The sequence below is a fragment of the Candidatus Nanohalococcus occultus genome (assembly GCF_029207735.1).
GTDB classification, from domain to species: domain Archaea; phylum Nanohalarchaeota; class Nanosalinia; order Nanosalinales; family Nanosalinaceae; genus Nanohalococcus; species Nanohalococcus occultus.
This window is the reverse complement of the sequence record NZ_CP104395.1, coordinates 633,413-654,352: the sequence shown is the minus strand read 5'-3', so window position 1 is coordinate 654,352 and position 20,940 is coordinate 633,413. Positions and strand designations below refer to the sequence as shown.

Below are 20,940 nucleotides of genomic sequence, written 5' to 3'. Positions count from 1 at the left end.
GTAACTTTCTCTTTTATTTTGAACGTCAGAAAACTGTGTGGTCTAGGACATGGTTTTGGGGGATTAATTTAAAGAAAACACGGTTGAAACTTGTTTTTATGAGCGAGAAAATGAATAAACCGGAGAAAAGACTTCTAACGGTTTGGAGGCTGGAAGTAGCGCTTTTCGTCCTGTTAGTCGGAGCCACATTGATTTTGATACCGTACGCCGCCTACAATCAGATCTCTACCTGGGTCCTATGGCCGCCAGCAGTGATTATAGCCATTGGTCTCCTGGGAGGTATTTACATGAAAAAACGGTATGATGCCTGGAACTACCAGGTGCGTGAAGATCACCTTTACCTCGAACACGGAGTCTTCAAGAAAGTGAGTTCGATGGTTCCTTTCGTCCGTATACAGCACGTTGACGCTCAACGCGGAGTTATCGATCGAATCGCAGGTCTTTCCAAGGTAGTGGTCTATACTGCCGGTACGAGAGGCGCAGATGTAAGAGTGCCGGGTTTACTGCCAGAAGACGCAGAGAGATTACAGGAAAAGCTTAGAGACGTAGCGATCGAATCCGAAGACCGAGATGCTGTATGAAGCTGGATAGAAAATCCATTGTATACAATGCCCTACAGGATGTAGGCACTATAGCAGTATTCCTCGTTTTCACCGGCGGAGCCAGTATAACAAGTTTGAATTTTTCAGCCGCAGCGATCGTGGCCGCGGTGCTGGCGGTTTTGACTACGGTAACGCTTGTATGGGAGTACTTGGTGTGGAGAAACTACAGTTTCTATATTCGGGAGGAAAACATCAATATTCGGCACGGGGTTTTCCAGAAGAAGAGTAGGGAAATACCTCTCAGCAGAATTCAGAACGTTGATATCAAAAAGAATGTTGTACAGAGAGTTCTCGGTATCGCGAAGGTAAGCCTTGAGACTGCTGGAGGCGGCCATACAGAGGCATCGCTCAAATTCATCGGAGACGAACAAGCCAGACAGTTCCAGAGAAAGATAAGAAATCTGAAAAAAGGTGTGGAAGACACTGAGGAAGCTGATGAGGACAGAGAGCTGATCTACGAGATAAGTGACAGGGAACTGGGCGTACTCGGGGTTACCTCGGTCAAGCCCGGTCTAATATTCGGCCTAATGGGTCTTCTAGGGGTCGGCGGAGGTCTGGTGCTTACAGCTGTCGAGCAGTCAGGTCTCAGCGTCTTACTTGGATTATCTATTATCCTAGTTCTGGGATTAGCAGGTGTCTGGGCGGCCAGTTTTACCAGCGTGCTGTTAAAGTACTATGGTTTCAAGCTCTGGAGATCTGATGATTCACTTGAGTACGAACGCGGCTTTCTGAACCGTTCAGAGGGTTCGATACCGCTTGAAAAGATACAGAAACTGACAGTTGAAGAAAATCCGCTGAAACGGCTGTTCGGCTACTCAACGCTGAAAATTGAGACCGCAGGATACTCGGCGCAGAACTCCATGGAGGGCGGACCGGAGTCAGCAATACCTTTAACTAAACGCAACCGGGCCATAAGACTAGCCAATAAAATTGAGCCTTTCGGAGAGATAAATACTGTCAGTATACCTGGAAAAGCTCGCAGAAGATACTTCGGCAGGTACATGATCCTGAATGCGGCGGTTACCGCAGGCACGCTGACGTATGCGTATTTCACAGGTAGTTATCTGATTGCCGGAGCAGTTTTCACGGCTCTGACTGTTTTAAGCATCACAGCCGCGCATCTAAAATGGAAGAACAAGGGCTACCAGGTCGGCGAGGATAAAATCGTAACAATGAACGGTTTCTGGAAGCGAGAAACCATGATCGTGCCTTACTACAGAATCCAGAACTTGATAGAAACACAGACGGTTTTCCAGAGACGATGGAATCTTTCCAGCCTTGTACTCGATATAGCAGGCACTAATCTCTTCCAGAAAGACGCTAAAATCACTGATCTAGACACAGAACAGCTCAGACAGGTCAAAGAACAATGTTACAGGAAACTCCAGGACTCGCTGTAACGTTTCGCCGGCCTCTTCGATCGAGGTGGTGCCGCTGAGAATATCTCTTGGAAGAGAAAGCGGCTTCAACGATTTGAGCGGGAGGCAGAAGCTGGCGGTCGGTCTAGTCCTCATTATAGCGGGTCTCGCACTCTCAGGATGGGGTTATCTCAACTACCGCGCACAGGGAGAGGCCATAGAAAACGCCGTTAACACAACAGGAACTGTGGTCAGCACCGAGATAGTAGAAGACTCCGGTGGGCGTCGAAGCGGTTCTGATTACACTCCTGTGATACGGTTTGAATACCTCTACAGTGGCAGCTCATATGTCAGCGACAACATGTATCCGCCTGGAGACACACAAAAAGAGTTTAACTCCAGATCCTCCGCGGAGAGGTTACTGGAAAAGTATCCAGAAGGTTCAGAGGTAATAAGAGTATACATAGATCCTGAGCAGCCGGGAGAAGGATTCCTGAAGAAAAAACGGTCGAACGGACCGCTGTTGCTTGTAGGCATAGGAACAGTTATGGCGTTTGCCGGTCTTTACGTACTGATTCGGCCGTAGAAACCTGTGGTTTTTAAACTCACGGCTGGATACGATTTTAATAAAGATAGATCGTTAGGGATTAGTATGCCTGGAGCACCGCGAAACCAGATAATCGCCGGCGACTGCGTTGAGGAAATGAAAAAACTTCCTGATGATTCTGTCGATCTTGTGATTACTTCTCCTCCGTACTTTAATCAGCGAGACTATGATATGGAGGGACAGATAGGCAGAGAGGAGGATGTTGACGACTATATAGATAAGATTCATGAGGTTTTCAAGGAGTGTGTCCGAGTCACCAAGGAAAGCGGAAGTATGGTGTTTAACATGGGAGATAAAAGGGTTGACAATGGGCGGATGCTAATACCTTCCCGTTTTGCCACTCGAATGATTGATAATGAGCCAGTGAAGCTTGTAAACGATATTACGTGGCATAAAACCAATCCTACTCCAAGGCAGTCGGATAGAACGCTTACAAGAAGCACGGAACCGTTCTTCCACTTCGCTCTTTCAAAAGATTACAAGCACGATATCCGGGAGTATCAGAAACATCTAGATATCGCACAGACCAAGATAAAAGGTAAGAAAAGAACTGATCGGTACGGGAAAAAATACTTCGAGCTGATAGAAGAGTCCGATCTCTCACAAGAGGAAAAACAGCAGGCTGAAAAGGAGTTACAGGATGCGATAGACCGAGTCCATAATGGAGATATCACTGGTTTCAGAATGAAGATACGAGGAGTCCACGCACTGCCTTACGGCGGTCAGGAAGGCGGCAGAATGCAAAAAATCAGGGATAAAGGTTTCACCATTATAGATTTGAAAGGAAACAAGATGAAGACTGATGTAATAGAGTCTTCCGTCGAGTCGATTGACTGGAGTGACCACCCTGCTATCTATCCAGAGTACATAATCCGGCATCTTCTGAGGCTGTTGACTGATAAGGGAGATCTCGTACTTGATCCGTTCATGGGTTCGGGAACTACGGCTGTGGCGGCAAAAAAGTTGAACCGGGATTATCTGGGCTATGATCTGAACCCGGAGTACTGTGAGAAGGCAAGACAGAGAGTTAACTCAATAAATGCTGAAACAAAGATTTCTGATTATGTCGGAGACTAATCCAAGGAAGAGACTTGAGAGCTTTCACCAGCAAGCAACTCAGCAGTATAGGCAAGATGAGGGCCAAGAATTTCTTGAAAATATTTCTTCAAAGTATTTCGAGAATCTGAAGATAGTTGTTGAGAACGCAGACACGCAGAAAGCTGTAAACACGGTTTTATTGACAAGTGTCCTTAAAAAATGTCTTGACCCCGATCAGGATGTTAGAAAACACCAGAAAAAGATGGATGACGGATATTCTGGAAGGACTCTTGACTTCAACAACGTTACTCCGTTCATGAAGGATAACTTTCCCCGGTTTGCTATGGGTGAGGCAGGGTGGCTAACACGATCTTTAGAGCAGCCAGAGCCTTACAACATGGATTATCCTGGGGAGATAAGGAACAAAGAAGTGAAAAACGCTTTTCTCCAAGCCATGGCGGAACTGGAGAAAGGATCGGTCAACCCGGAAAATGCTTTAACTGCGCACCTGCTTTTACTCGAGAGAAAAAGCTCTGTAAAACAAGCTGATCTGGCTGAGATTGAGGCCGAAGAAAGGCTCACCATCAGTCTGATACACGACTCTGTCAAAAGACATATTGAAGCAGATTACAGTAAAGGAGGTCGCTCTCGTATCCCGGTAATAGCTATCTACACAGTCTATCAGGTTGTAAAAGAAGACGTCCGCAGATATGATGGAAAAGAGCTTCTCGAACTCGGCTCTCATACCACGCCCGACACACAGTCGTCTACAATAGGAGATATCGAAGTACTGGATGAACAAGACTACTTCGAAGCAGTGGAGATCAAACATGAAAAGACAACAACGTACTACAGACTCGTAAATGCTGAAAACAAGATTAGAAACAGCAACGTAGACAGATACTACTTTTTAACCACGGCAGACAAGCAACTAGGAAGCCAAAAACAGAAAATCGATGAATTCATCCATAAAATGAGCAGCGAGGAAGACTGCGAGATCATCGTAGACGGTGTGCTTCCAACTCTCAAGTACTACTTACGTCTGGCAGATCAGCCCTCGAAGTTCGTAGAGAAATACACGGAAAACCTCCAACAAGACTACGAGCGGAACACCGATCTGAAAGGACAGCACATAGAGAAATGGAACGACATAATAAGAGAGCTACCGGAAAAACTAGAGTGAAACCTCCGGCTGCGAACAGATATTAGATTCTGAGTTCCGGACTTAGAAAAGACTTTTTGTTCTGCTAAAGAAGAAAGAATAAAGAGAAGAAAGATTACCATTATTTAAATATTTGAACAACTATTCAAGCGTTGTGTATCGAGAAGATTTATCTGAAACCGCAGAGATATTTCAGGCATTATCCAGTGAGAATAGGCTGAAAATATTGTTGTCGCTTTCTGAAGGAGAAAAATGTGTCCACGAACTGACTGAAGAACTGGATATGACTAACTCCAACATATCACATCACTTGAGAAAACTAAAGGACAGAAGGATAGTTGAAAAGCGGAAAGACGGCAAGCATCGATACTACAATATGAACGACAAACACATCGAAGAAATAATTGAAGCAGGTGTCGCACATTCCCGAGAATAACCACAGCCACAACGAGAAAACAAGTACAAAGAAGCTCGGAGTGGTATCAGCAATCAACCTAATCGGATTCATAGTAGAACTTATCGGAGGAGTAGTATTCGGCTCAATCGCCCTGATCAGCGATGCCTTCCATATGCTGTTCGACTCCCTCGCATACATCACAGCGTTCGGCTCCGCCTACCTCGCAGAAAACAGGGATGGGGGAAAAGAATGGAGCTTCGGACTTCACAGACTGGAAACACTTACTGCTTTCTTCAACGGCGCGCTTCTCATACCTATGGCAGGATACATAATCTGGGAAAGCTACCAGAGATTCCTTCAACCAATCCAGATAGACCCCGTACCTACATTTGCCATAGGCTTTGGAGGACTCCTCGTGAACATCGGATCGGTCTACTACCTACAAGGCGGAGAAATGAGCCTCAACGAAAAAGGAGCATTCTACCACCTGCTCGGAGACGCAGGCGGCTCAATCGCAGTCATAATCTCAACCCTCATAATCTACTTCACAGGGTTCCAAGCAGCAGATCCGATAACCGCAGTACTTATATCAGGAGTGATAGTCTGGAGTGCTGGAAAAGTCCTGAAGGGAAGCACAGGAATACTCCTACAGAAAAACCCGCTCAACTCCAGTAAAATCAAGGAGGAAATACTTGAATTAGACGAAGTAGAGGGAGTAAGAGAGTTAAGGATCTGGAACCTATGTAGCCAGATAACAGTAGCTTCACTCCACGTCTGCCACAACCTAACAGAACTGGAAGAGGTAAACCAGACAAGAGCAGAAATCAGGAAAATACTGTCCGAAAACGGAGCCGACCACATCACAATAGAGATGGAAGATACTGGAGAAGAAATCTGTAAACACCGTATAGAACATTAGAATTTGTTCGAGGGATACGAACCGAAAGTAATAAAGAGCCCCCGAAGGGATTTGAACCCTTGATCTGTCCCTATCTTAGATCGGATCGATACGATCTCAAGTTCACGTACCGTTCCATTCTCGCTCCGCTCGAATCCAGAACGCATCTTAAAGCCGCTGGAAGCGGTTTATTGCGTCCTGCTCGAGCGTAACCACGCGTACAAGGGGACCGCTCTAGCCAGACTGAGCCACGGAGGCGTCTGTATGTGGGTTTTCACCCTGAACGGTTAAATAGCTGGAGCTGGTCTGGGACCGAAGAGCTTGTAACTTCTTTTAGTTTAAACTGGTTTATGGCGAAGGTATGCGGCAAATGCGTGGGCAGAGCAGTCTCAGGAACCAACGACGAATGGCTTTGCGCCAGGCACTTTGTCGAAGCATCTTACGAATCCGATCTGTATGAAACACTGGAAAGGTTGGAATCGGAGGATATCGAAGGTCTTGGAATCCATAGGACCGAGGCGAATACTGAGGCGATTCTCAGGGAGATCAAGGCCCAGTATCCTGGAATGGTCGAAGCCTTCGAGAAGGTTTTCAGCAACTATCTTTAGTCTTCAACCAGCAACTCGAATGTATGAAGCCTCCGGAAAGATTCGATGTAACATCTGATTTCAGTGAACTAGCTGATTTGAACCCTGAAGGAAGCAAAGTTGAGGTAGGCTTCCGGCCGAGCGGAGAGTTACACGTTGGAAATCTTCTGACAATCGGGTATGCGGCTGCTATCGCCGACAGACTCTTGCTTGACTTAACGGTGACTTGCTGTGATACTGACTGGAGCGCACATATCCATGAACATCATTTCCCGGAAAACAACCGTGTAATGAAACTTTTCTACAGGAGAGACTGTCCGTGCGGAGAACACGCGAATATAGCCGAACACAGGATGGAGGAGATCGAGCCGTACCTCGAGACACTGGAAAAGCATTTCGGTATAGAGATCAACACCAGGTACTTATCGGATCTTCATGGAGATGAAGATTATACGGATGCTTTGAGAACTGTTTTGAAAAATATCGATGAGTTCGATGGATTCTACGGAGGAGGGTTCAGACGGAGATATATCTCACCTATTAGTTCTTCGTGTAACGTATGCGGTTACGCCCACGCGAAGGGAGCAAGTTACTCGCCGGGTGCTGACGAGCTTGTGGCGCCGTGTAGAAACCGCGAGTGTATGAACGGGTTTATATCCGAGCCTTTGACTGGCCAAATTGGAGTGTACTACCTAGTTGACCCAATCCGGGATCCTGGTGAGGACACTGCGGTCCATGTTTTCGGCGGCGACTACCGGTCTGCGGAAAAAGAGCAGAAAACCTCGAAGATCACCAAGGTCGCAAAAACCACAGAACTCGCATGCGGCCAGACACCGGCTTACTTCCTAGCGCCTATGATATCGGATAGTAATGGCAAGCCATTGTCGAAGTCGAAGAATACGGGAAAAACAGTATCAGAACTTGACTTGGAGGGGTTCGGAGTAAAGGTTGCTTCAAAGGTTCAGGACTGGTTGAATGAGGAAAGGAAAAACGTGGTTGAAAATGAGATCTAGACGTCGGATGGGTCCGGCGCCCTGTCCTTGATCTCCCGTTTTTTCTTGTCCTTGATTCGGTATACGTTTGTTGAGCGTGTACATTCAGGGCATTCGATCCACCATGGACGGCTGCCTAGCTCTTCTTCTCCTTCGAAAGTGTGCTGGCAGTAAGGACACGTTAGTTTGTAGTGGAAGACTTCGTTATCATATGAGAACATCTGTAGCTTCCCGGTTTCTTCTCCTTCATCATTTTCTAACTCGCGGTTGGTTACGTATTCTGTTCGCTCAAAGTCTATGTCCTTCATTATTCCTCTACACCTTTGTTTGAAACCTTACTGTTTAAGTTGTTTCAGGTCAACAGTTCCCGGTAGATCTTAAGTACCTCTTCTTTTTCAGGCATCTCAACACTGATCTCATCCAGATCCTCGGCCTCAAACAGCGCTTTCTCGATACCGAATTCTTCCCTTGGTTCATCAAATTTCAGATGTTTAATGTCCGGGTTGAATTTTTTCAGCTTCCGCAGATCCCAGTCACGGCCGGTGTTCAGAATCCTTAGATCGTATCCTTCCACGGTCGCCAGTAGGCATTCTACGGCATCTTCCTTGGATTCGATCTTCGCATAAACCTGTGTCTCGACTGGCTTTCCGCCCAGTCCCATGTGTTCTTCGCCTTCTGCCTCGAACTTTTCGATGCCAGGAACCTTTTCGAGAAACCTGTAGCTTTCGGTCTCTACCTCTATTTTCCCGTCCTTGAGTTCAGCGGTTTCCGCTCGTTTCTCAAGGTTTTCTACAAGTTGCTCGGGGTTTTCTGTCGGAAATACTTGTACTTTCATATGCGCTAGATTGTCAAGAAACCTTTTATTCAGGCTCGAGGAATTCCATACAGGATGTTTTTCGAGAAAAGTAATGATGATAGAGAAGGAGAGGTCCGGATATCTACCTCCCAGGAGAAAGCGGAGGAAAAAGAAGCGAGCAGTAACAGATCTAAACTCGAACAGGAAGCAAAGAGCAAGCTGCTAGGTGGGTCAACCGACGAAAGCTCTGGTATTACAATCGAAGACGTTCACAGGCAGAACGAGCGAATAATAGAGCTTCTTGAAGAGATAAACGGAGACGATGATTCGAACTCGAATGCTCAGGAGCTAGGAGGTGCCGCAGCAGATGGGCTACTATGATAACGTAAAAGACAATGTGAAAAACAGCGACGGTTCAAGCAAACCAAACTTTGATACGCTTAGAGAGGCTGCGGAGGAAACATCGGAGTCCGCCGAAGAGAAGGAAGGCGACGATACCGAGATAGAGATACTTGAAGATGGACTGAGTAAGGGTTCTTCTTCGTCTTCTGGAATTGAAGAGCTTGGATCCGACAACGGCTCAAAAAGCCAGGAAGGTTCGTCAAAAGAAACTCAGACCGTCTCGACTGATACTTCGGGGCTTGAAGAGAAGCTCGATAAGATTATAGAGCAGAACGATAGGATGATAGAGATACTGGAGAGCTTCGGTAGTTAAACCGAAGTCTCTCTGTTTTAAACTATTTCTACTGAGATCTTCGGACGTCCTTCTTCCGTTGTCTCGATCTCTTCTCTTAAAGTAATCTCCAGCTCCAGTTTCTTCTGTCTATCTGATTCGGTAAACTCTAGTTCTACTCTGTTGTCCTCTGTTGGGGATATCTCGACTTCTTCCCGGCCCTGGAAACTTAATCCTACATCGCCTTCTCTTATCTTGCTGGCGAAGTTTTCCAGAAAGTTAGCTAGCTCTCCGTTTGAAAATGTGAAGTCAAGATCAACCTCTTCCTTAGTCATGTAACTACTACTCATGGGAAACAATTTATTAGTTTTCGCTGGAGTCCTCTAGCTTCCGGGATAGGAAGTGATCTTTTTCCTCCAGTTCACGGACCGATTCCATAAGGAACAGGTATCCGACTGTGATCGAGACAATTCCTACCATGGAAGGAAGGATGTGCTGTTGGATCAAAGGATACGTAACTGATACAAGGTATACGAATCCGACTGTGAACAAGGTAAAAGATACTGCTACCTCTTGGTTTGTGGTAAGGTGTTTCAGTCCGAACCTGTCTTTCATCTCCTCTTTGTTTAGTGTCATTCTTTATCTAGCTCCGATGGGCTGATGTCCGTAGTGCTTGGATCGAACGCACTCGGAAGGTGTATATGATAAGTGCCTTCGGTCTTTCTTATAACCAGAGGTATCTCCTTTAACAGCCGTGAAACGTTTATACTGTACACGCCTTCGTTTTCAACCCGGATAGAGTCCAGATCGAACTCGAACTTGACGTCTCCTGTTTCCTCGACGCCATCGGCCATCATTTCCTCTACTTTCTCCGTTACTTGTTCCTGTTCGTCCTCGCTCATCGATTCGCCTTGCTCGTAGACGAAAAGGGATGAACCGCAGTCACAGCCCTGGATAAGTTTATCAGAGCCGTCTTCATACGTTTCCCCGCAGTTCATACATCGGTGAGGCATCTAGAGGCCGCCTCCTTTATTTTCTGAGAGCAGAGAATTTCCTTTCATCATGCTTCCTCAAGTTTCGCAAGGAATGAGACTGAGTCTCTTTCCTCTTTGATTTTCTCCATCACGCGGGAGTTCCCGACAATGGTCAGTCCGCGTCGGTGGTCTTCGTTGAATATCTTGCTGAAAAACATTCTTTTCGCCCTGTTAATCTTCGAAGGCTCTGCGTTCAGGCCCATGAACTCGACTCCCGGAAAGTCCTCATCGACTTGTTTCATTGAGGATTCAATAAGGTCTCGTTTTTCCTGTGGCGTCCATGCTTCTTCAAGCACAAGTACAGCGTCATTTCTCACTTTTTCCAGAACTGTCTCAATCTTGTCGGAAAAATCGTTCTCGGAAAGCTTCTCTCTTGAAAGGAACTCTATGGTGACACCGTCATCGCTCATCTAACTTAACCTTCCAACTATTTCCTCATAAAGCTTGTCGATGTGCTGGCCTTCCTTAGCCGAGATTTCAACCACAGGGTGCTGTGGGAACGCATCTCTGACCCGTTCCGGCTCTGCTTCCTCCAGATCGATCTTGTTCGCGACAACGAGGATCGGTATGTCTTTAGCTTCGAGGTTTCCGATTATTGTGACGTTTACCTGTGTGTAAGGATCTTCTGTAGCATCGAAGATTACAAGGCACGCGTCCACATCATCAAGATACTTGATGGCTTCCACAATGCCTTTCGTGGCTTCCTTTGCGCGGCCTTTAGCTTCATCTTCCTCAATACCGTGTTCAGAGAAGTCTTTGAAATCGACGTTTGTAGATATACCAGGCATATCAAGCAGGTTGATCTCCAGTTCACGTCCATTAGCCTCGATCGAGGCCTTCTCTTTTTTCTCGACGGTTCTTGTCTCGTGAGGTACTTCGGAGACGTTACTCATCTCCTCTCCTGTCAAGTCCTTCGAGATCTGATTAGCTAAAGTTGACTTACCGGCGTTCGGCGGGCCGTAAATTCCGATGCTCTTGTCCTCATTTTCCGAACTGTTAAACAAGTCGCTGAACAGTTCCTTGAGCTTTCCAATCATTTTTGTACCAGACTAATGGTAAAAACGTGCCGCAACTATAAAAACTATTTGCCTGTAGGGTTTTGACCGGTGGAAAAAGCTTTCGGTGTTTTCACCGGAACCAGTTCTTCGAACCGGCTAGTTCCACACTTCTCTCAAGACTACTTGGCAGGACTTTCTCATTGACTTCCCGTACCTCTATGGAGTTATCCGCTGCCTCCACGAAGCTTTTAATTGCCGTAGCAGAGTCTCTGATTATCAGTGAAGGCATGTCGGGATTCATCGTCTCCTTGATGTGTTCGGCATAATTTTCGTCTATGTGTTCGATTCTACCGGCCTGTTTCAAGCCGTAAAGCCTTTCCTCTGGTAGATTTTCCATTCCCTGGGCGCCGTCGCCTTCAATTTTGAAAGGTATGTATCCTTCCTCCAGTATCTGCTCGTCGAAGATCGGACCTGTGTCTATACCGTCTATCTTATCTGTGTAGTCCAGAAGAGTTTGATTGACTGCCGCAGCATGTGGGTCTGTCCAGGAGCCTTCACTCCAGTTTATACGGTCGCCTTCGATATCTATTTTCCCGTCCAGCAGTTCGGCGTAGAACTGTTGTTGAGTATCTCTTCGGTCCTGCGAGCTGTTTTCGCCGTCTAGGTATATCTGGGATCTGGTATTTCTCTCCAGTTCTCTGCTGAGAGCTGGTCTGAAACTGCCGAGGTCTCCGAAGTATGTGTTGGTGTATACAATCCCTAGATCATAGTTTTGTTCTGCCATAGTAACGACGTTGCCGGAATGTTTTATCTGTCTTTCCAATCTGTATCCGAGTTTCTGCTCGGATCGACAGTTTAAAGGAGTTTTCCTCGTAGGTTTTGATTATGGAAAGGGAGAAGGGAGTGGTGCTTGTAGTATACAAGAAGCCCAGTAGAAATCCGCGCTACCTGGTTTTAAACAGGAAGAAAAACTGGGAGGGCTGGGAGCTGCCGAAAGGCCACCTGGAGAAAGACGACTATGAACATACCGCCCGGCTTGAACTATCGGAGGAAGCAGGAATCGAAGCCATCGAAGAGCTGGAAAGCACAGAACAAGTGCTTGAATGGAGCTTCGAGGACGATGACGGACAGACAATCAAAAGAGAGTACAAGGCATTTATTGTAAAAGTAGGTGAAGGTGCGGTAACTGATACCTCGGCGAACCCTCACGATGAACACGAACGCGGCCATTTCTTTAACTATGAAGACGCCAAGTCTCTTCTAACACATCAGAACCAGAAAGAAATCCTAGACGCACTCCATGAAACCATAACGCGTTAAAGACAAGCCTGCACTAACTTCTCTATGACAGAACCTGAACAGATGCTGGAGGTTTACCAGTTCGAAGGATGTCCTTTTTGCTCGAAGGTAAGACAGAAAATGACCGATCTAGGAATCGACTTTATCGCAAGAGCCGTCGACCCACAGGACCGTTCAAGGGTCGAAGAGGTCTCCGGACAGACAAACGTGCCTGTACTAGTTGATCCGAACAAGGATACAGTTATGCCGGAAAGCGACGACATCGTAGAGTACCTGGATGAACATTACAGCTGAACAGTCTTGGATTCAAACAGAGCGGTAAGCGAAGAATCCAGCTCGTACAGCTCTTTTTCTTTTCTATCCATAACTTCCCGTTCAAGGTAAGGTATTCTGCCCGGCTCCGATACAGTATCCTTTGCCTGATCCAACTCAAACTCTTCCGGTAAACCCTCCCATATCTCGTAGATTGCTTTCAAATGGCCTTTAGGAGTTACTATAGGCTCTGCGTCCACGCTATAGTTCGTTACATCTTCCAGATAGGATTCTATCTTATCACACTGTTTTCTAGCATCTCTCGCATGCCCTAAAACCGTTCTCTGATTAAGCGAGCCGGTCTCCTTGACTTCGTATGCCTTAAGTGATCCTGGATCCTCTTCTATAAGCAGATCAATATCGCCTAAAACTTCGTGCGGATCTTCAAGAGGCTGGAAAATACCTGGTATATCTTCCTCTACGGCAACAACGTCTTCGCCGTACCATTTCGAGAGCTTGTCTACGTACTCCGAGGAGTTCTCAGCTGAAGCCATTACCGAATCCGCGCCTTTGAATACAGTTTATTTTTCCCGGTGGTTTTTGCCAACATCCAAGGTAAGTTTGTTACTAAAAAGTTATTAAAATTTCTGGTGGTTGGAGCGGGGAAAAATTAGGTGTAGGAGTCAGATCACGGGTTACTGTCCTCTGATCTCCGGGCTGTCTTGACTCCGAGTCGCCACTCTGTCTTCTCTCATTTCCTGGACCATGACTTCCAGCTGGGCGATACGGTAGGAGAGAACATCTATCTCCATCTGCTGTTGTCTGTGCTGTCGCTGATGTTCGACCATCATATCATGGTTCATCATGCTTGTGTTCATCACGTCCTCGCCTGAAGCATTCTGCGCTCCAACTACGGGGACAAGTGCTACAGCCAGTACAAATACCAGTCCGCCTATCAAACTTTTTCTCATCGCTAACTCCACCTACAAAATACTCTAGACGCCAAACCAGTTATGACTTGTTACGCTCCTAAATCACCGGTAAAAAATCTATAGTGGTGTGCCAGAACCTTGTATGCGTTAAACAGTACAAATAAGAGGCTTGAGTTCTACCGTTTGAGAGGATGGCTCTAGGCTTTGACAGAGAATGGGAAGAACGGTTTTACACCACGGTAGTCAGCTACCTGGAACAAGAGGAAGTGCCTGAGTTAAAAGTAGTCTCAGAATGGCGGCAACACGATCTACAGTCCGTCGAAGACCCGAGAGCCGCAGAACTTTCCGGAAATGTAAGACGACTAATGGAACAAAACTACAGAGATGCCCAGAGCCAACAAGACAGACGGAAAATACTCCACGAAGTAAAAGACAACCTCGAACAGTACTACATCGAACTTGAAGAAAGAAACAAATACTGACCGCTGAAAACATTTAATTCAGTAAAGAGTGGACCGGCCCAGATTTGAACTGGGGATCTCCACGTATCTGACTTTTCTGACCGAAAAGTCGGATCAGAGCAGTTTTCCTTTCGGAAAATGCGGTTATCAGCGTGGCGCTCTAACCTGGCTAAGCTACCGGTCCAAAGGTGTGTATCTTACTGATTGGACGGAACTATTTTTAATACATCGAATCTGTGAACTTGAAACTGTTTAAACAAGGGAGTGGAATTTAGTATCATGGGTTTGACTGATGAGTACCGGGATGCTGTTGAGGAGACTCAATCAAGGATTGATGCTTCTTTCACGAAGGATCATGCTTCCCGTATGAAAAAGTCTCTGGACAATGTTTTGCCTTTGATGTTCTTGCTTTTAGGCGGCATTATAGTTTTCAGCTTTTTCGTGCCTGTGAGTCCGCAGATGGCTACGTGGGTGACTTATGCGAACTATCTTGTGATTGTTTACTTCGTTGCGCGTCTTGTAGTCGAGTACAGGCTGGCTGTTTCCAGTGAACCGTTTTTCCGTAATCACTGGCTTGATTTGTTGATGGTGGTACCTGCTTTCTCGATACTTGAGGAGGTAAAGCTGTTTGCGGTATTCGATGAACTTATAGAGTTCGAGTTAATGCCGGAGGCTGCTACGGGTGCGGCTGCTCGTGCGACAGGTGTCTCGGCGAGGATAGCTAAGATTTTCCGAATAGTTAAACGAAGTATCGGTCTCTAAAAGAAGCGGGAAACTGTTTCTGGCTTCTCAAGTCCGCTGCTCTCGGCTATTATCTGTGTTCTTTCGCCTATAGGAGCTGGTGGGACCTCGATCACGTCGTAGTCTAACTCTTCTGAGTAAAACTCTCCTAGTTCGTGGTGTATCTCTCTGGCCAGTTCTCTGTTTTTCGTTCTTGTACCGTCGTCTTCGAACCCGATCTGACCCTCTATCTGGCTGACGTGGAAAACTGTATCGTACTGGTTTCGCGCATAATCATACATTGTATCCATCAGAATGCTGTCTCCCTCGCCTTTGTCCTGGAACTTCTTCATGAAAAACAGTGCGTCGCCCGTGGAACGGTCAAGCACTAAATCTTCGTCCTCCGGAAAACTTCCTTCTGTCGCCATGTCTCCAAGAGCTATCTGACCTGTCCGACCGCCGTACTGCTGTGCCTGTTTTTTGTCGATTCCGTGGGACGTGGCATGATCGACGTAGTTCTCGGCAATCTCCGGGGCTATGCTGTACCCTCCTGTTGCGAAAGTGTTGGCAATAGAGGTTTTCCCGGACATACTTCCACCTGTAAGAACAGCCCAGCTGGAATCATAATCGTGGTTTTTCCTTACCATACTAGATTAGAGACGAGAAAAAGATTTATTACTCTTCTGTAACACTAAGCTGTTTGTTCTCTTTTATCAGAATTCTGGAATCCTCGGGGAGTGCGCTGTAACTTTGGTAGGGCAAAAAATCTGTTTGATCTGTTAAACGTGGGAAAAGTGGGCCCAACGGGATTTGAACCCGCGACGCCCGGCTGTCTTCGCCGAAGAGCTTCGTCTTCTTTGTCCTCGTTCTCGGTGGAGAACTTGAGGGGCGTAAAAGGCCGGTGCTCTGCCAGACTGAGCTATGGGCCCTGAGTTCGCAAGGACGTTATGCCTTGCGTTTTTTCTTCTTATCGAAGTCCTGTCTCTTCGCGCTCTTACCGAATCCGCACGAGGAACATTCCTTCTTCCGTAGGTGGAAAGACTTGCTTCCACATCTGCGGCATTTGCCGTGTAGTTTCTTGTTCCGTTTACCTGTGTTTAGTCCCATAGTATATCTACTCCGGGCTTACTACGATGACGTTGTCGCCTCTGACTAGAAGCTTGCCGTAGTCTGTCTGTCCTTCATCTTCTGTCACTGAAGCGTTTCCTAACCACATGTTTAGATGTCGATCGAATGCTTCTAGCTCTCCTGAAACAGTTGATCCGTTCTTCAATTTTACAATTACTCTATCTCCTTTTGCTGAATCAAGACCGTCAAGAGGCCGTTTTCCGTCGTTATCTCCCATTAAAGTTGCACCTATAAACAGCGATGTCCGGACAAGTTATTTAAACTTACCCGGATTCTTTCGAGCAGCGGCTTCACAAGCTTTCTTATTTAAATTTTCTCCGGGATTTCAAACAATATGGCAGTTTGGCACAGAAGATCGGTAAGAAAGAAGACGGGAGGACGCACCCGGCGACTAAAGAAGTCAAGAAAGTATGAACTAGGTACAGAGTTCTCAGCACCAGAGCTGGGAGAGAAAAGAATAGTAAAAAGACGAACCCGCGGCGGAAACACAAAACAGGTTACAAAACGCGCGGAACACGTCAACCTCGCAACTGAAGACGGGGTCAAGAACCTCAAGATTCAGTCCGTCGAGGAGAACCCGGCGAACCCTAACTTCGTCCGGCGTTCGCTACTGACAAAGGGAACGGTAATCCAGACAGCCGAAGGAAAGGCAGAGATTACATCCCGACCAGGACAGAACGGCGTAGTAAACGCCAAGCTCCTGGAATAAATCCATATTTCTCCTTTTCATCATTCAGTTACAAAAAAATATAACTATTTTCCTACAACTATTGTAGTTGTGCGTAGATATTTTTGGGACCTAGATCAGGAAGATAAAAACGAACTGTTTGAAAGAGCGCTTCATGGTTCGGGAGAAACCTCTCTCGGAGTAGCCATTTTTGGAAAAGGAGGTGACAGCTCCAAGCTGCTATCCAAACATATGGAAGGAGAAAGAGAAAGAATCAGCGTTGACTTGGCCTCTGATTTGATAGATGCGGCAGTCCCTGATTTTGAATTTGAAGACCCTGATTCATACGTCATTGACAGTTACTCTAGGGGAGGAAATCAGTACCTTGACATTGAGGATGATTTCCGAGACTATCTTTTCCGTCCCTACAGCAACCAGAGACTGGCTGAACTCACGGGAAAGTCTCCGAGTTCATGTAAAGAATATCGTTTCAGGAGCGAGAGATCAGTTCCCAGAGAAATATATGAGGATGTATTTCAAAATACGCGTGAGATCTTACTGGACTCTCAGGAGGCTTCAGCAAGTATAGAAAAGCCTGCTGTTGAACGGTCCGGAACAGTCATCGAAGAGGCTGGCGAAAACGAAGCATTACTTTTCAAGAGACTCGAAGAGTTGAACCAAGGCAAGTACGATACCGAACCGTTTAGATCAGTACTTGAGAACGCACAAGAAGTTCTCTCAGACTCGTTCAGAGAGACTTTCCGTCCTGAAAACCAATGGGAGGGCCGATACTGTTCATTGTTAGATCAAGCAGGCGTCTTAGAGCCTTGGGGTGCTAAAAGGTACAGAGTAGCGGACCAAAGCTACCCGGAGATCCTATTAAAAGAGCTTGAGTAGCCTCTAGACTAAAATAAAAATTAAAGAGAAAAGAGGGCGCTACTGGCGTAGCCGCCTGTAAACATGTCTTAACGCGTTCAGAGGATTGAATCCTCGTTTCTTACCGAACTGGACCGGGATCTGATTGCCGGCTTCGTCGGCGAATTCTGCGTCCATCAAGCCAAGATCGGCAGTTATACCTTATAAACACTTCGGTTTCTAACCGGTTTTAAACGTTCAAGACTGTTAACGAAGGTTTTTCCGGGCTTCGATAGAGTTCTACAAATGTTTCAAGTTCAACTCTAGAACGTCTTCATCCATTAGCTCGTGTTCCATTCCGACTCGCTGGTTAGGGAACTTGCTTGAAGGCCCGGAGACCCTTGCGTCCTTGAATCTGCGTTTCATCTCTCCCGGCAGCTCGTTCATCGCTTCTTCGACGGTCGCTCCCTTCCGCAGAATCAAGGGTTCGTCTTTGTCGGCGTCTTCGCCTTTTTCCTTCATGTAGACTCTGATTAGCTCAAGTCGATCGAACATCAAATCCTTTAGTTTATCGAGGTTCTCGCCGGTCTCTGCCGAGAAAACCAGGTCATACTTTTCTTCAAACTCCTTACGTCGCTCGGCCTCAACCGTATCGATCTTGTTGACTGCGGTTATAGCCGGGATGTACTTCCGGTTGTCCATCAGTCCGTCGATAAACCTGTCGATATCCATCTCTTCTCTGATAACCACATCGGCGTTCGCATAGCCGTGCTGTCTCATCAGGTCTCTGATAGTATCTTCTTCCAGGCCGCCGTCGACGGTCTTCGATATCTTTATTCCGCCACGGTCCTTTTTCTCGATCTTCATGTTCGGCAGGTCGGTGTTGATCCGGATCCCTGCGTTGTCAACCTCCTGTTTAATTTCATCTTCCCGCATCTCCTCCGGATCAAGTACGATTAAGACTATTTCTGCGTTACGCACTACGCTTAAGACCTGTTTTCCGCCTCCACGGCCGTCAGCCGCCCCGCCGATCAGACCTGGGACGTCCAGTACCTGTATTTTCGCACCTTTGTGATCCATCATTCCTGGATTAACGTCTAGGGTTGTGAACTCGTAGGCACCTGTATCGCTGTCCGCGTTAGTGATCTCGTTTAGCAAGGTTGATTTTCCAACACTTGGGAATCCAACCAGAGCGGCTGTTACATCGCCGTGTTTTTCAACAGCGTATCCGGAGGTGTCTCCGGTTCCTTTAGCCTTCTTCTGTTTCTGTTCTTTAAGCTCGGCGATCCGGCTCTTCAAACGAGCGCGTTCCTTTTCCGTAGCCTTGTTTATAGGAGTCTTCTCAAGCTTCTCTTCTACGCTCTGTATCTTATCTTCAATTCCCATGGTAACCAATTGGACTGTAATTTTGTTAATAGGTGGCTTCTGTCTTTCAACCCGGAAGCGTCTTGTCAAGATACTCCTGTATCTCATCGAGTTTTAGATATCCAATTACTGAGGAAAGTACCAAAACTAAGCTGAAAACTCCGAATTTCATCATTTCAGACGCAGCCAGGCTGCTACCGGCCATACTTGCCAGGAGAAATGCTGGTGTTCGGGCGATCAAAGCTAGGACAACAAGCTGTCGCAACGGTATCTTCGTAAGCCCGGAGACAAAGCAAACCGCATCATCAGGTAATCCAGGGATAAGAAATATCAGGAAAACGGATTTCCTACCGTGTTTTTCTATGAACTCATCGAATTCTTCCATTAAGTCTATGTCTATCTTGGATTCTACGTAAGGCCGTCCATACTTCCTAGAAAGCCAGAATGCGATAGCGCTGCCTATTGTCACGCCTATCATGCTGTAAACAGTTCCTTTGAAAGCTCCGAAAAGATATCCTCCTGCCACGCCCGTGACCTGTCCTGGAATGGGTGCGATCAGGATCTGTATTATCTGAACTCCGATAAAAATTAGCGGAGATAGCAGGGGAAAGCTGCTGATAAAACTTCTTAACTTATGGGGATTGCTCAAAAAGTTTATGTAAGGCTCGAAAAAGTAAAATGACGCTGCTAAAAACAGTAGTGTCGCCAAAGACTTCGTTAGAACATCTTTACGTGCTTTCTTGTTCTTGAATATAATTTTTCAAAACCTTTCTGAGTTCCTGCCAAGACCGGCGGTCTCCTGTAAAAGCTCTTTTCTCCCGAGCCTGAAGTTCCGTCCGTCTTACTGAGCTTCTATTTTCCCATCACGGGAGATGTTCAACTGTACGTCGTTACCCCATTCACGTACGTATGCGCCTGTGATCTTTACGTTTGATCCTTCATTGATTGAATCGATTTCCTCTTCCCAGAGAGTCAGTCCGATGGATCCGGTTTCATCCTCGAACGTTGCTACAGTTATTTTCTTCTGACCGTACTTGGTGGATACTGCGCGTGGCTTAGGCAGCTCGCTTATTTTTCCTGTTATTTCGACTTCGTCGTCTTCCGGGGTCAGATTCTCTACGGTGTGTTCCGTCATCAATTAACCACTACAGACAAATAACTCTGGCAAGCTTAAAAGCTTTCCCGTAACAAAGCTGTTAAACACGCCGAGAGACCAATAATCAACTATGAAGCTTCCATGGGACAACTCCGAACTTGAAAACGAACTCAAGCGGCTGGAAAACAAGATAGAGGAACTCGAAGAACAGAAACAGAGAGCCGAAAAAAGGTTCGAGGCTGAAAAAGAGAGACGCTCGGAGCTTTCAGCCGAAAAACAGGAGGCTGAAAAACAGCTCAAAAAACTCAGACAGAAACTCGATCAAGCCAATAAAACCTCCGTCGAAGAAAAAGACTTCACGGAGACAAGGGAAAAACAGCTCCTAACTGTAAAACAGGTGAATAACGGCCTGGACAAACTCGAGTCCGTTAAATCCTCTGAAAACGATCTGCTAACTGTTTACTCGCCGGGAGAGATTTCCGAGATTGATCGGTACAGAGATCTGAAAAACTCCGCATCAAAAGATGCTATAGAAGGGTTTGAAGGCCTTGAATCGTTCATTGGTTTCACCGACGAGCTTTTCTTCAGTGTTTTAATCGAGTCCCGACCGTTTTTCAGCTCCGAATGGCATAGTTCTGACGGTTTTGATACGGAAAATCTCAGAGAGTTCATCGAGGAGGAAAAGACATGGGTCATAGCAGCGGCCGGTAAAACACGTATAGTAAAAGAGGAAAACGGAGATATCAAAGAAGTCGAGGAAGTAAAGACCCGTGTCGATCGTAAACACACACAGGGCGGATTCTCCCAGGGCCGTTTCGAACGGAAAAGACAAGAGCAGATTGAAAACCATCTGAAAGCCGTCAAAGAAAAATTAAAGGCAGAAAATCCCTACGTTGTGGGGGAACGATCGCTGGCGAAAAAGCTTCCGGGTAAGTATCTGGGAGGCTTCGATGATAACCTCTCGCTTGTCGATGGGCTGTATAGCTTCCGGCTGATAGGTTGAAAAACATTCCAGAGATAACT

34 protein-coding genes and 3 tRNA genes are annotated in these 20,940 nt (G+C 46.4%); 18 read left to right on the top strand and 19 right to left on the bottom strand.

All coding sequences use genetic code 11. The annotated features are described in order from the left end of the window. Positions 1-98: 98 nt before the first annotated feature. The 7 genes from SVXnc_RS03785 (at position 99) to SVXnc_RS03755 (ending at position 6,083) form a co-directional block, all read left to right on the top strand. Positions 99-581: a PH domain-containing protein gene (locus SVXnc_RS03785; RefSeq protein WP_347721598.1), complete on the top strand. Its 483-nt coding sequence runs from the start codon at positions 99-101 to the stop codon at positions 579-581. Beyond that, complete coding sequence (locus SVXnc_RS03780) at positions 578-2,002, top strand: PH domain-containing protein (RefSeq protein WP_347721597.1); 1,425 nt, start codon at positions 578-580, stop codon at positions 2,000-2,002. Before SVXnc_RS03785 ends, SVXnc_RS03780 begins: the two co-directional genes overlap by 4 nt. Positions 2,003-2,030: 28 nt before the next feature. Beyond that, positions 2,031-2,546, top strand: coding sequence for a DUF3592 domain-containing protein (locus SVXnc_RS03775; RefSeq protein WP_347721596.1), 516 nt, complete (start codon positions 2,031-2,033; stop codon positions 2,544-2,546). Positions 2,547-2,612: 66 nt separating this feature from the next. Beyond that, positions 2,613-3,644 (top strand): DNA-methyltransferase, encoded by a 1,032-nt coding sequence (locus SVXnc_RS03770; RefSeq protein ID WP_347721595.1) that lies wholly within the window; start codon positions 2,613-2,615, stop codon positions 3,642-3,644. Next, on the top strand, positions 3,631-4,788 hold the full coding sequence (locus SVXnc_RS03765; RefSeq protein ID WP_347721594.1) for a restriction endonuclease, SacI family: 1,158 nt from the start codon (positions 3,631-3,633) through the stop codon (positions 4,786-4,788). Before SVXnc_RS03770 ends, SVXnc_RS03765 begins: the two co-directional genes overlap by 14 nt. Positions 4,789-4,921: 133 nt before the next feature. Further along, the gene (locus tag SVXnc_RS03760; protein WP_347721593.1) at positions 4,922-5,203 is read left to right on the top strand and encodes an ArsR/SmtB family transcription factor; all 282 of its coding nucleotides are present in this window, start codon (positions 4,922-4,924) and stop codon (positions 5,201-5,203) included. Further along, positions 5,181-6,083 carry a cation diffusion facilitator family transporter gene (locus SVXnc_RS03755; RefSeq protein ID WP_347721592.1) on the top strand — a complete coding sequence of 301 codons (903 nt, stop codon included), beginning with the start codon at positions 5,181-5,183 and terminating at the stop codon, positions 6,081-6,083. Before SVXnc_RS03760 ends, SVXnc_RS03755 begins: the two co-directional genes overlap by 23 nt. Before the next feature lie 36 nt (positions 6,084-6,119). Here SVXnc_RS03755 and SVXnc_RS03750 read toward each other — a convergent pair. After that, positions 6,120-6,320: transfer RNA gene (locus SVXnc_RS03750), tRNA-Thr, on the bottom strand. 92 nt (positions 6,321-6,412) lie between these two features. Between SVXnc_RS03750 and SVXnc_RS03745 the strand changes: the two genes are divergently transcribed. Continuing rightward, positions 6,413-6,670, top strand: coding sequence for a hypothetical protein (locus SVXnc_RS03745; protein ID WP_347721591.1), 258 nt, complete (start codon positions 6,413-6,415; stop codon positions 6,668-6,670). A gap of 23 nt (positions 6,671-6,693) precedes the next feature. Beyond that, on the top strand, positions 6,694-7,662 hold the full coding sequence (locus SVXnc_RS03740; RefSeq protein ID WP_347721590.1) for a nucleotidyl transferase family protein: 969 nt from the start codon (positions 6,694-6,696) through the stop codon (positions 7,660-7,662). Here SVXnc_RS03740 and SVXnc_RS03735 read toward each other — a convergent pair. Together SVXnc_RS03735 and SVXnc_RS03730 are read right to left on the bottom strand one after the other, a co-directional pair. Then, positions 7,659-7,949, bottom strand: a complete 291-nt coding sequence (locus SVXnc_RS03735) for a hypothetical protein (protein WP_347721589.1) — start codon at positions 7,947-7,949, stop codon at positions 7,659-7,661. The genes SVXnc_RS03740 and SVXnc_RS03735 overlap by 4 nt on opposite strands. 44 nt (positions 7,950-7,993) lie before the next feature. Beyond that, positions 7,994-8,476, bottom strand: a complete 483-nt coding sequence (locus SVXnc_RS03730; RefSeq protein WP_347721588.1) for a hypothetical protein — start codon at positions 8,474-8,476, stop codon at positions 7,994-7,996. Positions 8,477-8,530: 54 nt separating this feature from the next. Between SVXnc_RS03730 and SVXnc_RS03725 the strand changes: the two genes are divergently transcribed. Then, positions 8,531-8,818 (top strand): hypothetical protein, encoded by a 288-nt coding sequence (locus SVXnc_RS03725; protein WP_347721587.1) that lies wholly within the window; start codon positions 8,531-8,533, stop codon positions 8,816-8,818. Continuing rightward, on the top strand, positions 8,805-9,152 hold the full coding sequence (locus tag SVXnc_RS03720) for a hypothetical protein (protein WP_347721586.1): 348 nt from the start codon (positions 8,805-8,807) through the stop codon (positions 9,150-9,152). The genes SVXnc_RS03725 and SVXnc_RS03720 overlap by 14 nt, the downstream gene beginning before the upstream one ends. Positions 9,153-9,169: 17 nt before the next feature. On the opposite strand, the gene SVXnc_RS03715 is transcribed toward SVXnc_RS03720, so the two are convergent. From SVXnc_RS03715 to SVXnc_RS03690, 6 genes are all read right to left on the bottom strand, one after another. Further along, positions 9,170-9,445, bottom strand: a complete 276-nt coding sequence (locus SVXnc_RS03715) for an amphi-Trp domain-containing protein (RefSeq protein ID WP_347721585.1) — start codon at positions 9,443-9,445, stop codon at positions 9,170-9,172. 28 nt (positions 9,446-9,473) lie between these two features. After that, a complete protein-coding gene (locus SVXnc_RS03710; protein WP_347721584.1) occupies positions 9,474-9,746 on the bottom strand; it encodes a hypothetical protein in 273 nt (90 codons plus the stop codon). Beyond that, complete coding sequence (locus SVXnc_RS03705; RefSeq protein ID WP_347721583.1) at positions 9,743-10,123, bottom strand: Zn-ribbon domain-containing protein; 381 nt, start codon at positions 10,121-10,123, stop codon at positions 9,743-9,745. Before SVXnc_RS03705 ends, SVXnc_RS03710 begins: the two co-directional genes overlap by 4 nt. Positions 10,124-10,170: 47 nt before the next feature. Next, positions 10,171-10,554: an OapB/ArvB family protein gene (locus SVXnc_RS03700; RefSeq protein WP_347721582.1), complete on the bottom strand. Its 384-nt coding sequence runs from the start codon at positions 10,552-10,554 to the stop codon at positions 10,171-10,173. Further along, on the bottom strand, positions 10,555-11,181 hold the full coding sequence (locus SVXnc_RS03695; protein ID WP_347721581.1) for an Era-like GTP-binding protein: 627 nt from the start codon (positions 11,179-11,181) through the stop codon (positions 10,555-10,557). A 91-nt stretch (positions 11,182-11,272) separates the two neighbouring features. After that, entirely contained in the window at positions 11,273-11,926 is a 654-nt protein-coding gene (locus SVXnc_RS03690) for a hypothetical protein (protein ID WP_347721580.1), read from the bottom strand. A 101-nt stretch (positions 11,927-12,027) separates the two neighbouring features. On the opposite strand from SVXnc_RS03690, the gene SVXnc_RS03685 reads away from it, so the two are divergent. Together SVXnc_RS03685 and SVXnc_RS03680 are read left to right on the top strand one after the other, a co-directional pair. After that, positions 12,028-12,462 (top strand): NUDIX domain-containing protein, encoded by a 435-nt coding sequence (locus tag SVXnc_RS03685; RefSeq protein ID WP_347721579.1) that lies wholly within the window; start codon positions 12,028-12,030, stop codon positions 12,460-12,462. Positions 12,463-12,486: 24 nt separating this feature from the next. After that, positions 12,487-12,735, top strand: coding sequence for a glutathione S-transferase N-terminal domain-containing protein (locus SVXnc_RS03680; protein ID WP_347721578.1), 249 nt, complete (start codon positions 12,487-12,489; stop codon positions 12,733-12,735). On the opposite strand, the gene SVXnc_RS03675 is transcribed toward SVXnc_RS03680, so the two are convergent. Next, positions 12,726-13,247, bottom strand: coding sequence for a hypothetical protein (locus SVXnc_RS03675; protein WP_347721577.1), 522 nt, complete (start codon positions 13,245-13,247; stop codon positions 12,726-12,728). The two genes, SVXnc_RS03680 and SVXnc_RS03675, sit on opposite strands and share 10 nt — an antisense overlap. Positions 13,248-13,388: 141 nt before the next feature. After that, complete coding sequence (locus SVXnc_RS03670; protein ID WP_347721576.1) at positions 13,389-13,664, bottom strand: hypothetical protein; 276 nt, start codon at positions 13,662-13,664, stop codon at positions 13,389-13,391. Positions 13,665-13,816: 152 nt separating this feature from the next. Here SVXnc_RS03670 and SVXnc_RS03665 point away from each other — a divergent pair, with 152 nt between their 5' ends. Beyond that, on the top strand, positions 13,817-14,107 hold the full coding sequence (locus tag SVXnc_RS03665; RefSeq protein WP_347721575.1) for a hypothetical protein: 291 nt from the start codon (positions 13,817-13,819) through the stop codon (positions 14,105-14,107). A 29-nt stretch (positions 14,108-14,136) separates the two neighbouring features. On the opposite strand, the gene SVXnc_RS03660 is transcribed toward SVXnc_RS03665, so the two are convergent. Continuing rightward, positions 14,137-14,270: transfer RNA gene (locus tag SVXnc_RS03660), tRNA-Ile, on the bottom strand. 95 nt (positions 14,271-14,365) lie between these two features. Between SVXnc_RS03660 and SVXnc_RS03655 the strand changes: the two genes are divergently transcribed. Continuing rightward, complete coding sequence (locus SVXnc_RS03655; protein ID WP_347721574.1) at positions 14,366-14,848, top strand: hypothetical protein; 483 nt, start codon at positions 14,366-14,368, stop codon at positions 14,846-14,848. Here the strand turns inward: SVXnc_RS03655 and SVXnc_RS03650 are convergent. From SVXnc_RS03650 to SVXnc_RS03635, 4 genes are all read right to left on the bottom strand, one after another. Then, positions 14,845-15,453 (bottom strand): AAA family ATPase, encoded by a 609-nt coding sequence (locus SVXnc_RS03650; protein ID WP_347721573.1) that lies wholly within the window; start codon positions 15,451-15,453, stop codon positions 14,845-14,847. The genes SVXnc_RS03655 and SVXnc_RS03650 overlap by 4 nt on opposite strands. A gap of 148 nt (positions 15,454-15,601) precedes the next feature. Next, positions 15,602-15,735, bottom strand: a tRNA-Lys gene (locus tag SVXnc_RS03645). A 16-nt stretch (positions 15,736-15,751) separates the two neighbouring features. Beyond that, positions 15,752-15,913: a 50S ribosomal protein L37e gene (locus SVXnc_RS03640; protein WP_347721572.1), complete on the bottom strand. Its 162-nt coding sequence runs from the start codon at positions 15,911-15,913 to the stop codon at positions 15,752-15,754. Between the two features lie 7 nt (positions 15,914-15,920). Further along, entirely contained in the window at positions 15,921-16,151 is a 231-nt protein-coding gene (locus tag SVXnc_RS03635) for an LSM domain-containing protein (protein WP_347721571.1), read from the bottom strand. A 117-nt stretch (positions 16,152-16,268) separates the two neighbouring features. Here SVXnc_RS03635 and SVXnc_RS03630 point away from each other — a divergent pair, with 117 nt between their 5' ends. Further along, entirely contained in the window at positions 16,269-16,643 is a 375-nt protein-coding gene (locus tag SVXnc_RS03630; RefSeq protein WP_347721570.1) for a 30S ribosomal protein S8e, read from the top strand. Positions 16,644-16,712: 69 nt separating this feature from the next. Next, positions 16,713-17,498 (top strand): hypothetical protein, encoded by a 786-nt coding sequence (locus SVXnc_RS03625; protein WP_347721569.1) that lies wholly within the window; start codon positions 16,713-16,715, stop codon positions 17,496-17,498. 258 nt (positions 17,499-17,756) lie between these two features. Here SVXnc_RS03625 and SVXnc_RS03620 read toward each other — a convergent pair whose 3' ends face one another. The 3 genes from SVXnc_RS03620 to SVXnc_RS03610 all read right to left on the bottom strand — a co-directional run bounded on the left by SVXnc_RS03620 (position 17,757) and on the right by SVXnc_RS03610 (position 19,956). Then, entirely contained in the window at positions 17,757-18,842 is a 1,086-nt protein-coding gene (locus tag SVXnc_RS03620) for an OBG GTPase family GTP-binding protein (RefSeq protein WP_347721568.1), read from the bottom strand. A 46-nt stretch (positions 18,843-18,888) separates the two neighbouring features. Beyond that, positions 18,889-19,470, bottom strand: a complete 582-nt coding sequence (locus SVXnc_RS03615) for a TVP38/TMEM64 family protein (protein WP_347721567.1) — start codon at positions 19,468-19,470, stop codon at positions 18,889-18,891. A 192-nt stretch (positions 19,471-19,662) separates the two neighbouring features. Continuing rightward, positions 19,663-19,956: an OB-fold nucleic acid binding domain-containing protein gene (locus tag SVXnc_RS03610; RefSeq protein ID WP_347721566.1), complete on the bottom strand. Its 294-nt coding sequence runs from the start codon at positions 19,954-19,956 to the stop codon at positions 19,663-19,665. Positions 19,957-20,047: 91 nt separating this feature from the next. Here SVXnc_RS03610 and SVXnc_RS03605 point away from each other — a divergent pair, with 91 nt between their 5' ends. Continuing rightward, on the top strand, positions 20,048-20,920 hold the full coding sequence (locus SVXnc_RS03605) for a Vms1/Ankzf1 family peptidyl-tRNA hydrolase (protein WP_347721565.1): 873 nt from the start codon (positions 20,048-20,050) through the stop codon (positions 20,918-20,920). Positions 20,921-20,940 lie beyond the last annotated feature (20 nt).